At 55.9% G+C, this 13,579-nt stretch carries 12 protein-coding genes and 1 pseudogene; all 13 read left to right on the top strand.

Translation table 11 applies throughout. The annotated features are described in order from the left end of the window. The first annotated feature begins 209 nt into the window (after positions 1–209). The 13 genes and pseudogenes from HPT29_RS26130 to HPT29_RS26075 all read left to right on the top strand — a co-directional run bounded on the left by HPT29_RS26130 (position 210) and on the right by HPT29_RS26075 (position 13,514). A complete protein-coding gene (locus HPT29_RS26130) occupies positions 210–935 on the top strand; it encodes a biotin/lipoate--protein ligase family protein (protein WP_173946026.1) in 726 nt (241 codons plus the stop codon). Further along, the gene (locus tag HPT29_RS26125; RefSeq protein WP_259060849.1) at positions 932–1,489 is read left to right on the top strand and encodes a DUF6505 family protein; all 558 of its coding nucleotides are present in this window, start codon (positions 932–934) and stop codon (positions 1,487–1,489) included. The genes HPT29_RS26130 and HPT29_RS26125 overlap by 4 nt, the downstream gene beginning before the upstream one ends. Next, on the top strand, positions 1,486–2,517 hold the full coding sequence (locus HPT29_RS26120) for a DUF6352 family protein (RefSeq protein WP_173946024.1): 1,032 nt from the start codon (positions 1,486–1,488) through the stop codon (positions 2,515–2,517). Before HPT29_RS26125 ends, HPT29_RS26120 begins: the two co-directional genes overlap by 4 nt. Beyond that, on the top strand, positions 2,510–3,025 hold the full coding sequence (locus HPT29_RS29030; RefSeq protein WP_173946023.1) for a DUF3305 domain-containing protein: 516 nt from the start codon (positions 2,510–2,512) through the stop codon (positions 3,023–3,025). The genes HPT29_RS26120 and HPT29_RS29030 overlap by 8 nt, the downstream gene beginning before the upstream one ends. Next, entirely contained in the window at positions 3,015–3,743 is a 729-nt protein-coding gene (locus HPT29_RS26115; protein ID WP_173946022.1) for a DUF3306 domain-containing protein, read from the top strand. The genes HPT29_RS29030 and HPT29_RS26115 overlap by 11 nt, the downstream gene beginning before the upstream one ends. Before the next feature lie 258 nt (positions 3,744–4,001). Continuing rightward, positions 4,002–4,634, top strand: a complete 633-nt coding sequence (locus HPT29_RS26110) for a TorD/DmsD family molecular chaperone (protein WP_173946021.1) — start codon at positions 4,002–4,004, stop codon at positions 4,632–4,634. 60 nt (positions 4,635–4,694) lie between these two features. Then, positions 4,695–4,910: a formate dehydrogenase gene (locus HPT29_RS26105; protein ID WP_259060845.1), complete on the top strand. Its 216-nt coding sequence runs from the start codon at positions 4,695–4,697 to the stop codon at positions 4,908–4,910. Positions 4,911–4,914: 4 nt separating this feature from the next. Then, complete coding sequence (locus HPT29_RS26100) at positions 4,915–7,857, top strand: formate dehydrogenase subunit alpha (protein ID WP_173946020.1); 2,943 nt, start codon at positions 4,915–4,917, stop codon at positions 7,855–7,857. Between the two features lie 17 nt (positions 7,858–7,874). Then, complete coding sequence (fdh3B, locus tag HPT29_RS26095) at positions 7,875–8,471, top strand: formate dehydrogenase FDH3 subunit beta (protein WP_173946019.1); 597 nt, start codon at positions 7,875–7,877, stop codon at positions 8,469–8,471. A 67-nt stretch (positions 8,472–8,538) separates the two neighbouring features. After that, complete coding sequence (locus HPT29_RS26090; protein WP_173946018.1) at positions 8,539–9,519, top strand: formate dehydrogenase subunit gamma; 981 nt, start codon at positions 8,539–8,541, stop codon at positions 9,517–9,519. A gap of 1,361 nt (positions 9,520–10,880) precedes the next feature. After that, positions 10,881–11,072 (top strand): hypothetical protein, encoded by a 192-nt coding sequence (locus tag HPT29_RS26085; RefSeq protein ID WP_173946017.1) that lies wholly within the window; start codon positions 10,881–10,883, stop codon positions 11,070–11,072. A 221-nt stretch (positions 11,073–11,293) separates the two neighbouring features. Then, positions 11,294–11,700, top strand: a pseudogene (locus tag HPT29_RS26080) (helix-turn-helix domain-containing protein); the annotation flags it as partial. Between the two features lie 590 nt (positions 11,701–12,290). Further along, the gene (locus HPT29_RS26075; protein WP_259060843.1) at positions 12,291–13,514 is read left to right on the top strand and encodes a LysR family transcriptional regulator; all 1,224 of its coding nucleotides are present in this window, start codon (positions 12,291–12,293) and stop codon (positions 13,512–13,514) included. The last annotated feature ends 65 nt before the right edge of the window (positions 13,515–13,579 follow it).

Below are 13,579 nucleotides of genomic sequence, written 5' to 3'. Positions count from 1 at the left end.
AGGAGCAAGCAATCACACTTTTATCAGCGGACCCCATGCCAAACATCCTGCGCTGAAGTTGCTGGAAATGACTGGCAATCTATCAGACTTCGCCCCACTCAACACTATACATGAATATAATGGCAGGACCTCACCCAACGTAGTACTGCTGAGACATCCCGGATAGGACGGGAGTGAACGCAACGAATACTCTGTCGAGCTGTCGCCCGATGATAGAGATCAATCTTCCGCCGGTTTACGAATTGATGGTGCTGAACAGGCCGGACGATGGATTCGACGAAATCTGCGAGCGAGCGTCGGAACTAGGGGCGGGTACGTTAGTATGGGTAAATCGACCGGACCGTATTGAGTTGTCTGTCGTGCTCGAGCCCAATATGCCCTTGATGTCGTCACGATGGACGTTCTTTGTTGGAATGACTGCACTGGCCGGTACGGTCGCATCGAATTGCTCCCCTGGGATGGAGATCTATTTCGGCTGGCCCGATACCCTTTGGCTTGACCACAGCCGAATTGGGAGTGGACGTCTGGGTCGCCCCGCGGACTGCTGCGACGAAGACGTGCCGCCATGGTTGGTCTTCTCAGCGCGGCTAGAGGAACCGAGGCGCTGGGCGATCGATCCTGATCGTGCGGAGGACCCACAATTGGGTGAAGAGGATACTGATCGGGTGGACCACCATGCAAGGCTCGTGGAGACCTTCGCGCGGAACTTTCTCCGCGGGCTCAACCTTTGGGAGGATCAGGGCTCCAAATCTATTGCAGAATGTTACACCGCCCGGCTCAGGCCCTTCAAGTCAAGCACTGGCCTCACGCTCACGGAGAGCGGCGACCTGGTGGTCGAATACGCCGCGAGCGGTATCATCGAGCGGTGCGACATCGCGCCCGCCCTTCACAGCCTCAAATGGCTTCGGCCGATATCGAGAGCGGAAAGACCGTGACTCTGAAGCTTCCACGCACGATCCGGCTCGACGCGTCCGACACAAAGCTCTTTGAGCGCGCGTCGGAGCCCGGCGAATGGGCTGTGACAGGATCCTTTATGTTCTGGGACGTCGATATCGCGAACCTCGCAGCAAAACAACGGGCGGCATTTCGAAATGGCTTTCTGGGCGTGCCTTCCTTCGGATTCTCGACCCTCGTCGCGATCGCAGATGCGACCCAAGAGGAGTACAACGGAACCATCGAGGCTTTAGCAAGATACCTTCACGAAACGCTCAACGCTCCTGACTTGCATGTGGCATTCGCCGTAGCGACGGCAGAGACCTCCTACGCCTCTTCTCTTTGCCGCTTCGAGACAGGCACGATCATAACCATGCATCGAAGCCTGACGAACGATCAACTCAAAGAAGAGTTCCGCGCTCCACGCAAGACAACATGCGGCGTGCCTGGGGCCGATCGTATGCACGCGATGACCCGCGCGTTTGAGGCGGTCGAGATCGACGAATCCCCCGATTTCGTCGATCTCGGCGGGTCGCCAGTGGGGAGGCGGCTGTGAGGGAGTTTTGGGTGTCTAGCGGCCATCATCTCACCCGCCGCGCAGGAAACGGCGAGCTTGAAGTAACGGATGAGTTGCTCCTAGCATTTCTTGCTCGCCCGGAGCTTAATGCACCGGCTGACGCGTGTAGCGCGGAAAGTGAACTTCGCGCTGCATTACTCAACTCTCCACGTCGGCCGGTGTCAAACGATGAGATTGCGAAACTTGAAGACTCCGACGCTCGAGTCAATTGGGCGATTATGGTGGCTTTCCGCGACCGGCTTCTCGAAGCGAAGACTATTGAGGGTGCTTATCTCAATCTAATACGCTGCGGGCCTGCAGGCACGCCGCCCCTTCTCATCAATCACCTCGTGCATCTCATTCTGCGCAACGCGCTCGATGGCTGCGATGATCCACACGTGCTTCGCGCCGGCGAACTACTGTTTAGGAAACAGTGTGTGTCCTATGGTACCGGCACACCACTCCTCGCGGATGCTGAGACCATCGATGTCCTCAAAGAAGCTGCGATTTGCTCTCCGCTCGACGCGATCTTGGGCCGTGACGCAATCGTTAATCTTGACATTCTTAGCGACACAAATGCATGGAGCTATTGGAGCCGCTCTGATGCCTTCACGATGGTGCTTAATATCGGGTCTGACCCAAGGGCGAGGCAAGGTCTTGCCCAGGTAGTATCAACCTGGATCGAGCACCTTCTTCACGTCGATTTAGACGTGCTCCCCATTGACGCGATTGAGGATGGGGCATGTCGAAACGTCCTGGGTCTCGACGCGGAGGCGACGCGAATTGGACACGCTCTCTGGAATGGAGAGACGCTTACAAGCGGAGAGATCACTCGGATCTTAGCGCTCTTTCGCCTCACGTTTGTCGATGGCCATGAGAGGGTATGGAAGGGCGTCCCTCATCCAATTTACGTTCTGCTTGCCGCAACTCCAGATGACATAGTGCATGTGAGCCCCCATAACCTGATCCTCGAGCTTTCCGCAATATCCCGCTTGAACAGCATCGAGCAGGAGTTTGAGCATGGCTGATGAGCATTTTCAGGTCGGAGTGATTGTCGCAAAGTACCACTTGGATGCTCGTTGGGTTGAGAATGCGTGGCGTCCTGAGACGGCACTTCCGGCTGTCCCGTCCACTCCACCGTGGACTAGGCTCGTTTGCAATCAACGCAAAGAGTTGATCTACGCGGGTAGCTTCGAAGTCTCTCTGCATTCAGGTGCCACTGCATACTACCGCGACAACCTTACATCAGGAAGGCCTTCGCTCTGGATTGGGATGCAGTGCACGAAGTACGATGACTGCCGGATCTTGGCTGTAACGGTCGACCCCTACGAGGGAGAGGCACTGACGGATTGGACGAGCATCATCGTCGAGGCCGTGCCGATGCATCCAGAGATTCGGCGTAGAGTTGCACGTTTTGTTGGTCGCTTTCACCAGGAACGATCCTTCATAAAGCGTAGGCGGGATAACTCTGGCCTGCCCCCATCGCTGAAGGTCGAAGCTGGCAACCCGAAACGGGACGCAAAACATGGATCATAATGAGAGTTTTTTTCTGCGGTGGTCACGGCGTAAGCGAGAAACATCCCGGCCGGAGACGGCGACTCCTGCATCACTCCCCATTTCTGAGAGCGACTGTATCTCATCTCGAACGCCTCATCTTGTATCTCAAGCAAACACAGTTGACCAGGCCGCTGCCGCGCACTCCGCAGGAGAGTCTGCCTATCTACCCGATATTGACGAACTGCGGGCAGATACGGATCTGTCTCTGTTCATGCAGCCTGGTGTTCCGACGGCACTGCGGAACGCTGCCCTGAGGCGCATGTGGACCCTTGACCCAAGCATCCGAGACTACGTGAGTGAAGCGCGGGAGTATGCCTATGATTGGAACTCCGGCGGGGACGTACCCGGAAGTGGCCCGATGCACGGCCCTGATGCCGTTACTTTGGTGCAGCGCGTTACCGCTCCACCGCCCCGGCCAGCTCGGTTCCACGAAGGAACGGCGAGGACTATTTTCAGCGACCCAGCTGCAGGCCCACAAATTGACGCTGCTGCGCACAACGAGGAAGGAGACCCTAGGGAAGGGGCGGAGCCTATGCACCTTCCGTATGGTTCCTCGCACCCGCATGATAAGACGGCTATGCCCGGGCCGGACGCCAGATCGGTCTCCCACGTCAGCCATCTGTCTCCCTTCGCCTGTGGTTGGCATGATGGATCCGTGCGAGCTCAGCGACGACACGGCGGCGCAACCCCGATGTGAGGGCCTTACCTATTCACCAGTTGTAGCCGCGACTTAAGGTTATCCGCCAATGATTGCGTCTGGGTTAGCTCGTCTTGCTCCCCAAACACCTATTCTAACGATCTTACATTGCTCGCACGGATGAGACTGCTATGGAAGCCGTTCTTGCGCTAGGTTTTGAATCGCTCGACTTTTGGATCGACCGATCCTCGTGCATACGAGGTTTAGCCCCGAGAGCTTCTAAGGCGTTTGCCTGGCTCGGGAGCCGGAGTACCGGCGATGCGTGGTGATAGAGCGATCGCCTCGACCCCCGACGATGTGGACCTTGCCCGCGCGCACCAGTACAGTTTTCTCGCGGGCCTTCTGAGGCGAACTCCAAGTCGTGATCTCGTTTCGAGGATCGGCCGCCTGGCAGGAGATGAGAGTCCGTTGGGTCGAGCCTATGCGGACCTTGCGTCCGCGGCCCGAAGAACAAATCCTAACTCGCTGAATCGTGAGTTCACCGAACTGTTTGTGGGCGTAGGCCGTGGTGAAATCGTCCCATATGCATCTTACTACATGACGGGTTTTCTGCTCGAGCGCCCGCTAGTAAAACTGCGCGGCGACTTGGCAATTCTTGGGCTGACTTCAGCTGAATGGCTACGCGAGCCTGAGGATCATATTGCGGTTCTTTGTGAGATAATGGCAGGTCTCGCTTCGCGCCAATTTTCCTCGATGCTCCTCACTCAAAGGTCTTTCTTCGAACGCCATTTGTTTTCTTGGGCACCGCAGTTCTTCTCGGATCTGGAAAGCGCGAAATCTGCACGCTTTTACCGAGCCGTTGCCAAGGTTGGCTCGCTCTTTGTTGAGATTGAAGCCCAGGCGTTCGCGATGGAGTCCCGCACCTCGGCAGAGACCATTGGCCACCCTTGATATGTAACGAGATCTGCGCCGGGTCGTGATGTTCGAGATCTCAGAGCCGTGGAGGGATAGATGAGTCGAAGCAAATCACGTGAGACACTTAACCGCCGCAACTTCATACTTGCCCTAGGTGGGGGCTCTGCGGCCATCGCCACGGCCCCGCAACTGGCTGTCACAAGTGCTCAAGCTTTCGACGCTGGGTCGGAGGAAACCAAAGCGCGCTATCGTGAGAGCAACGATGTGAAGGCATTCTACCGCACCAACGGCTACGAGACATTGAGGAAGTAGGATCATGTTGATCAAGCGCAGGGGCGGCGCAGCGAGCCGCCCGGGAGTTTCCGCCTTCACAGCAGAGCTAACAACAAGTGCGATCGATCGGCGTGCCTTTTTGCACAAGTCCGGTATTGCGGTAGGAGGGCTGGCGGCGCTTGGGTCGGCATACCCTGCAGCTATAAGACAAGTAAGTGCTGCGGCAGGCTCCGCAATCGATTCCAAAGTGCAGATCAAGAAGAACATTTGCACGCATTGCTCGGTCGGCTGCACCGTGACCGCCGAAGTTGTGAACGGAGTCTGGATCGGGCAAGAGCCATCGTGGGACAGTCCAATCAATCGCGGGACTCATTGCGCCAAAGGTGCTGCTATTCGCGAGATAGTTCAAGGTGAGCGGCGGCTGAAGTATCCAATGAAGCTGGTCGGCGGCCAATGGCAGAGGCTGACGTGGGAGCAAGCTATTGGTGAAATTGGCGATAAGCTGCTCGAATTTCGAGAACAGTACGGAGCGGACTCGGTCTTCTGGTTGGGATCGGCAAAGTTCACCAACGAGGCGGCCTATTTGCTACGAAAGTTTGCCGCGTTCTGGGGAACAAATTCGGTCGATATGCAGGCCCGTATTTGCCATTCCACTACAGTTGCCGGTGTTGCAAATACCTGGGGGTATGGTGCGCAGACGAACTCCTATAATGATATCCGCAACGCCAAAACGATGATCATTATGGGCGGAAATCCGGCTGAGGCGCACCCAATTTCCATGCAACACATCCTGGCTGGAAAGGAGCTCAACCGAGCAAATCTCATCGTCATCGATCCACGATTCACCCGCACGGCAGCACATGCGACCGAGTATGTAGCGATGAGGCCAGGGACAGATATACCGATCATATGGGGTCTTCTCTGGCACATTTTTGAGAATGGTTGGGAAGACAAAGAATTCATCCAAAAGCGGGTCTACGGAATGGATGAGGTTCGTAAGGAAGTAGCAAGGTGGACGCCGGAGGAGGTTGAGCGCGTCTGTGGTATTCCGCGCGAGAAGATGCGTCGGATTGCGGAGATGTTTGCGAAGCAAAGGCCCTCGACGTTGATTTGGGCCATGGGCCAGACCCAACACACAGTCGGAACGGCCAATGTCCGAGCCTCTTGCATCGCACTGCTGGCCACCGGGAATGTTGGTTCGCCTGGCACCGGCGCGAACATATTTCGTGGCCATACGAATGTACAAGGCGCAACCGACGTTGGACTCGATTGTACGACCTTGCCGCTCTACTACGGCCTAGTAGAAGGCGCATGGAGGCACTGGGCGCGGGTCTGGGAGGTAGATTACGACTGGCTGCAGTCTCGATTTGACGAGGTGCCGCCAAAAGCTGGGCGAAAGGGGCGTGATCGTAAGGGCAGCATGGAGACCCCCGGCCTTACCTCGACCAGGTGGTTTGACGCGGTGCTTTTACCCGAAGATCAGATTGATCAGCGCAGTCCTCTAAAAGCATTGGTGGCGATGGGACATGGTGGCAACACAGTTACACGTATGCCGGAAGCAGTTAAAGGGGTGGAGAGCCTTGATTTACTTGTGGTGGTCGACCCGCATCCAACATCGTTCGCATCGATGTCAGACCGTGCAGATAACACTTACCTCCTGCCAGCCTGTACTTCGCTTGAAATGGACGGATCACGCACGGCTTCCAACCGCTCGCTTCAATGGGGCGAACAGATCGTAAAACCGATCTTTGAGTCGAAAACAGACTACGAGATCCTCTACTTACTTGCTCAAAAGCTGGGGTTCGCAGAGCAATTATTCAAGAATATCCACGTTGAGGGCACGGTGCCAAGTGCAGAGGACCTTCTGAGAGAGATTAACCGAGGCGGCTGGTCAACTGGATATTGCGGTCAGTCACCAGAGCGCTTAAAGGCGCACATGAAAAATCAGGGGAAATTCGACCTTCTGACATTGCGAGCTCCTAAGGATGATCCCGACGTTGGGGGAGACTACTATGGCCTGCCGTGGCCATGCTGGGGCAAACCAGAGATTCGACATCCAGGAACACACATTCTCTACAACACCAATTTACATGTTAAGGAGGGCGGAAGCACATTTAGGGCTCGTTTTGGGGTCGAGCGCAACGGTGAAACGCTTCTTGCCGAGGATTCCTTCTCTGCCGGGTCTGATCTCACTGATGGATACCCCGAGATCACAATGAGCGTCCTGAAGAAGCTCGGTTGGGACGGGGATTTGACCCCAGAGGAATGGGAAATCATTACGAGCATCGGTGGCAGTGAAGTCGATACAGTGAGTTGGGCCACGGATCTCTCAGGTGGTATTCAACGGGTCTGCTTAGATCACGGGGTCATGCCCTATGGGAACGGCAAAGCCCGAGCGAACGCTTGGAATCTACCGGATCCAGTACCCGTGCATCGCGAGCCCATCTACACGCCACGTCCTGATCTTGTCGGAGACTACCCGACTCGGCCCGATGAGCGCCAATTCCGCCTTCCAAATCTTGGTTTCTCTGTGCAACGAGCGGCGGTCGAGGCCAGCATCGCTAAAGACTTCCCAATTATCCTTACCTCAGGACGTATCGTCGAGTACGAGGGTGGGGGAGAGGAAACTCGTTCAAACCGATGGTTGGCAGAACTGCAGCAGGAAATGTTTGTGGAGATCAACTCGGCAGACGCGAGCGAGCGAGGCATCACGGACGGCGCCTGGGTGTGGGTTCTGGGGGTAGAGAATGGTGCCAAAACCAAAGTTAAGGCCCTTGTGACGGATCGCGTAGGACGCGGTGTCGCATTCATGCCCTACCACTTCGCCGGGTGGTATGAAGGAGACGATTTAAGGCATCGCTATCCGCCAGGCGCAGACCCAATTGTCTTGGGAGAGAGCCTGAATACGCTGACCACATACGGATACGATCCCGTCACGAACATGCATGAAGGGAAAGCGACTCTCTGTCAGATTCGGGCAGCATAAGCGCAAGGACGGGAACAATGGCACGGATGAAGTTTCTCTGCGATGGGGATCGCTGCATTGAGTGTAATGCGTGTGTTACTGCTTGCAAGAACGAGCACGATGTACCGTGGGGCATCAATCGGCGGCGCGTTGTGACCATCAATGATGGCACGCCGAGCGAACGCTCCATTTCGATGGCCTGCATGCACTGTACCGACGCACCGTGCGCTGCAGTGTGTCCGACAAACTGCTTCTACACCACAGCCGATGCCGTGGTGCTCCATTCAAAGGATCTTTGTATTGGTTGTGGGTACTGCTTTTACGCATGCCCATTCGGAGCCCCGCAGTATCCGCGCGTTGGGAACTTCGGATCGCGCGGTAAGATGGACAAATGCACGTACTGCTCTGGAGGACCTGAAGCCGATCTGTCGATTGCAGAGTACGAGAAATATGGCTCTAACCGCCTTGCTGAGGGAAAACTGCCATTGTGCGCGGAGATGTGCTCCACCAAGGCGCTCCTAGCAGGCGATGGCGAAATTATCGCCCAGATTTATAAAGAGCGCGTGGTTAAACGTGGGTACGGATCAGGGGCATGGGGCTGGAAAACGGCGTATGGCGAGTCCGTCGATGTGTGAACTAAAACATAGTTGCCGCGAATTGAGGATTATTCCCGTGATACCTTGGCACAAGCCTATTCGTACCATGATGATCATGATCGTCTTTGCCGTCATGACGCTGTTAGATCCCGCATTTGCGCAACGGCAACCCGATCCAATCAATCCTACGAGAGAGTCAGTCAATGAGCCAGCGTTGCTTGAGCATTCGCCATCGATCAAGGGCCGCATTACTATTCTAGACAGCAAGGCTGCTCTTGTAGAGCAACCGCAGGGCCGTGAGTGGCGCCGCTTCCATGAGGGTTGGATGCCATGGATCGGCGCTGCCGTTCCAGGAGCCATGATTTTGCTGCTTGCGGTGTTTTTCTTGATCAAAGGCCGAATCCGAACTCAGCCAAACGAATTATCGGGCCGAAAAATTGCTCGGTACAACGCATTTGAGCGGTTCACACATTGGATGACTGCGACATGCTTTGTTATACTTGCGCTCAGCGGCCTAAACTACATATTCGGCAAACGTCTGCTCATGCCGATCATTGGGCCAGAGGCATTTTCCGCTCTATCTCAGTGGTCCAAATATGCTCACAACTTTCTCGCTTGGCCATTCATCGTCGGTGTTCTCCTAATGGGGGCGGTGTGGATCGGCGATAATGTCCCTAATCGGGTTGATTGGGCGTGGCTGAAGGCCGGAGGAGGGCTTTTTACCAACTCACATCCAAACGCCGGGCGCTTCAACGCGGGCCAAAAGCTCGTGTTCTGGTTTGCTATCATTGGCGGCCTCGTTATGGCAGCTTCCGGCATGACATTGCTGTTTCCGTTCACTGTCACCGGCGTCAACGGAATGCAGATTACACAGGCGCTCCACGCGATTGTGGGGGTTCTATTCATCACGGTGATGCTCGCCCACATATATATCGGAACAGTCGGGGAGGAGGGTGCATTTGAAGGCATGGCCAGTGGAGAGGTCGATCTTGCGTGGGCAGAGGCCAACCATAACCTCTGGCTGCGCGAGCAGCAGGGAAAGGAGGGCACAGTTTCAAGAACACTCAAGTCCGAACCTGCAGAGTAGCTGCGTCACTCCCTCAACTTAGCATCTGCAGTATAGAGGGTCCGTTGTCTGCTGGAGACAACTTACCACCGTGCTTAGTCGCTGATGTTCGAATGAAGACGATGCCAACTGGAGGTATGCCGGATTGGGTTTGCCCTGGCGCGACTCCGATACCGATAGAGGGTGTCTCTGTTGCTGGCGCTCCCGGGTCGGCGATCCACCTTTTGCTGCTTTCATAGGAGCAGCCTGGCCACCGGGTCCGTTCACCTCTTTTTCGAAACGCACGACCGGATTGGCAACACTCCTCGACGTTCTGTTGGCGAAGGTTGGAGATCCTGCTAGGATGCTCCTGCAGATAAGGATGTAGAACCTTCTTGTGTCTCGTCGAGTCAGATTATAAAGGCATTCGCGAAGTCGAGTTTGTACCGGCGGGATTCTAGGTTGAGTTCTGATATCCGGGCAAAAATTAGTAACGCCTTTTCACAGCGTTAACTGCTTGAGACGAGTAGCTTAGCAGTCAGTGCTCAGCAGCGCTGAAGCCTTCATCAGAGAGACTCAACCAATGAAAGCGCGAGTCACTTTCGTCATCGCTGCTCTTTCAACGCTCCACGCGGGAGCGATTGCTGCGCAATCCCTTCATAAGCGAGTAGAACCGACGTTGTCGGCGAACTCTGGAACCATCCCGGGAAATGTCCCTGATCCTGCCACTGTGCAATCATCTACCAAGGTAGGAGAGCACATGCCTGCGGATCTCTGCGATGAACTCATTGCCTTTCTGCGTCTACAGACACCAGGAACTGGTTCACCTGGCGAGCCGGCACCTCAGACGGCCACCGCTGTGCAGGCCCCGGCCCAAGTGGCGCCCACGCCGCATCCCGCGGGCGGGCCGACTCAACAGGCTTCTGGTTTAAGCGGTCCAGTTCAGCCCATTGGACCCGATGCTATTAGCCCGCGAGGGAAAACTCTTGGAAGTTCAGGCTCTACTGCGGATGGACATAATGTGGCGCCAAACGCCACATCAACTCCGTCTGGCCCAGTCTCAATCCCGAAGGCGACGTCGCAGGGCGAAGGCCCTGCACTCAAAGCGCTCGGCGAGCCTGCAACCTCTGCAATCCCGAGCCCTTTGAGGCCTAGCATCGAGCAAATTCGTAGAGCTGAAGCTGCGGCTGGCAGTCGTGATCTGGCGGGGTGCCGGGGTGCGACCCAGGAGATGCGCAGAGCTGGAGTTAGAATGCCGGATGCTCTACTTGCCCTTGCAGCTCTGGACATTAGATTTTTCAGCGTGAGAGCGAGACAGTAAGTACAATTCTCCTGCGTGCCGAAGCTGTGACTCAGTCGGACGTGTGCAATCATCGGTATCGAGTCTTTTTCAGGTTGATAGAATGAGAGCCTTCCTCGTCAGTGTCGCCGCAGCACTTACTTTGGGAATTGCTGCGGCGGGTTGCCTTACCGAAATGCAAGCATTTACTTACCAAGCCTTCACCGCTTCGGCTGCAAGGCTGTCTGATCCAGGTGAAAATCTGGTCGGAGCCGATTGGTCAGGGCTCAACAAGGGAAGTCACAGCGACGAGTGAATCGGTTTTGGCGCGTCGGGGAAGCTGTAGTTTGACAGTTGGGCCGCGTTGACTTCAATTCCTTTGAGGATGCTGTAGCAGCTCCGTCCACGGGCCTGATCATCTGCTTGACTGGTTGGCGGCTCCGTCATCTCTTGATGAAACCATAATCGGATGTTGCGGCGTTTCCCTAACGGATCGGAGGATCTCGACTTGGCTGTCTCCCAGAATGCGAGGTCGGCTCCTATTTAACGGCGCCGGTCGACCCAGCCTCGCCGATTGCCCGGATCCAAGATTAGGTGATGACGCACATCGGCAGCCGTCACTCGCTTGCGACCTTGGCGGCTGTTGTCGGGATGAGCAACCGCAACTTGACCCGTCACTTTGTGCAGGAAACCGGGGTTACACCGCACGAATTCGTCGAGCGCGCCAGGATCGATGCCGCCCGGATGCTGCTCGAGGCAGTGACCACCTGCTCGAGGCAGTGGCGCGTGACTGCGGCTTCGGCACGGCCGACCGGATGCGGCTCGTCTTCCAGCAGCGGCTGGGCGTGTCGCCGGCCCAGTACCGCGCCAGCTTTCGCAACTCGGCCTCGAGCGGCACCGCAGCATCCGGCACAGCGACCCGCTCCAGGGCAGCCCAACCGTGACGACCCGACGAAGACCTTGACCCGATCCAGCGCACATTCGACCGGATCCGACGCTCAGTGGGACTTCGGACACGGTTCCTGCGGCAGTAGGTTCTTCACAATGACTACGACAGAGGCCCAGAAGTTGTGTTAGCAGGGGTTGTCAGGCGGCGCTTTGCGCAACTTACCCAGCGGACTCGGTGAAGTGTGATTGCACTTCTCCCTCGCCCGTTTGATTTAGCTGAAATCAAGACGCCTTCTCCTGACTGGAAGTCAACAATCCAAGTGCTAGGGTCCATATTTGGTAGTTTGTTCTGTATTAGTGCGCCAGGAATCCAGCGCACAGTTGTACAACCCGGAGTACGTTTTTACCATACATTGGTTCGGCCGTTGAAGATGATAGCGCTCTGTTAGCAGTATTGCTCCTAGCTGGAGAAGGCTCTGCTATTGGTAGCTTGGTCCCGTTCGCTGCGCGCGCTCATCTCCCGATCGTGACACAATCTCCGCGTTCAAGGGTTCCTCGTTCCGGTTTCCTTTAGCGAAGAAGTATGCTGGAGCATCGGAATAACTGAAATCGGTTAAAGCTGGCAAGCAGCGGTTCGAAGGCAAGAATGGACGTCGCACAGCTTCAAAATTTCATTCAAGTAGCTGAGCTCGGCAGCCTCAGCAGCGCCGCCGATCATCTCAAGATGAGCCAGTCGGCTCTCAGCCGTCAAATCGGAGCGCTTGAGGATGTGCTCGGCGTGTCGTTGTTTATGCGACATCGACGAGGAATGGTGATTACGGCGCAGGGACGTAACATTCTGGAACGAGCCAGAGCTCTTGTGACGGAGTGGGACGAACTCAGCACTAGCACCCGTAGCTCCAGCATGCTCCTGAATGGTCAAGTTGCGACTCGCGTGATCCCGACGGTGGAGCAGCTTCGAAATTTCATTCAGGTAGCTGAGCTCGGCAGCCTCAGCAGCGCCGCCGATCATCTCAAGATGAGCCAGTCGGCTCTCAGCCGTCAAATCGGAGCGCTTGAGGATGTGCTCGGCGTGTCGTTGTTTATGCGACATCGACGAGGAATGGTGATTACGGCGCAGGGACGTAACATTCTGGAACGAGCCAGAGCTCTTGTGACGGAGTGGGACGAACTCAGCACTAGCACCCGTAGCTCCAGCATGCTCCTGAATGGTCAAGTTGCGATTGGTCTGCCTTCAGCGCTTGAAAGCGTTCTATCCATTCCGATAGTTTCGGCGTTCCAAGCTCAGCACCCGGAAGTTTTGGTGCAGCTGACGAGTGCTTACTCCGGCTACCTTTTGGAGCTGTTGCATCAGGGCGAGATTGACCTCGCTGTTCTGTACAATCCTCGCATATCCCATTCTTTACGTACAAAGACCTTATTACACGAGGACCTCTTCCTCATTGGTCCACCAGGGGCGGCACTATCACGGGAGTACCCATTGCCCTTTTGCGAGATTGCTCAGAAAGACCTTCTCCTCCCAACCAGGCGGAATGGCTTGCGGGATGTAGTGGAGACGAACTCTCGTAAGGCAAATGTTCAGCTCAACGTCGTCATAGAAGTGGATAGTTACACAGCGCTGCGAGACTTAGTGCGGCATGGTTATGGGTACACCATTCTGCCTCTAGCCCCGGTCTGTGACGAACTGAGCGCTGGCCAGCTCACGGCAGCGCCCATCACCGATCCAGTTCCAAGCTGCCGCTTGGCTCTCTCGTACCCGTCGTACCGTGACATCTCAAGAGCGGCACAGTTCGCAGGTGAAACTCTGACAACGTTGATCGCTGATCGGGTCTCTCAAGGCATTTGGCCTACTCGGATAAGCAAAACGTAAGCCACGAAGGCTTTGCGATATCGCCGAACGAGCACAATCCAGTCTTGACATCTGGTCACTCTCCC

This window comes from Microvirga terrae, assembly GCF_013307435.2.
In the GTDB taxonomy this organism is placed as follows: domain Bacteria; phylum Pseudomonadota; class Alphaproteobacteria; order Rhizobiales; family Beijerinckiaceae; genus Microvirga; species Microvirga terrae.
The sequence above is the reverse complement of the archived record's forward strand: the minus strand, read 5'-3'. Positions and strand labels throughout refer to the sequence as shown.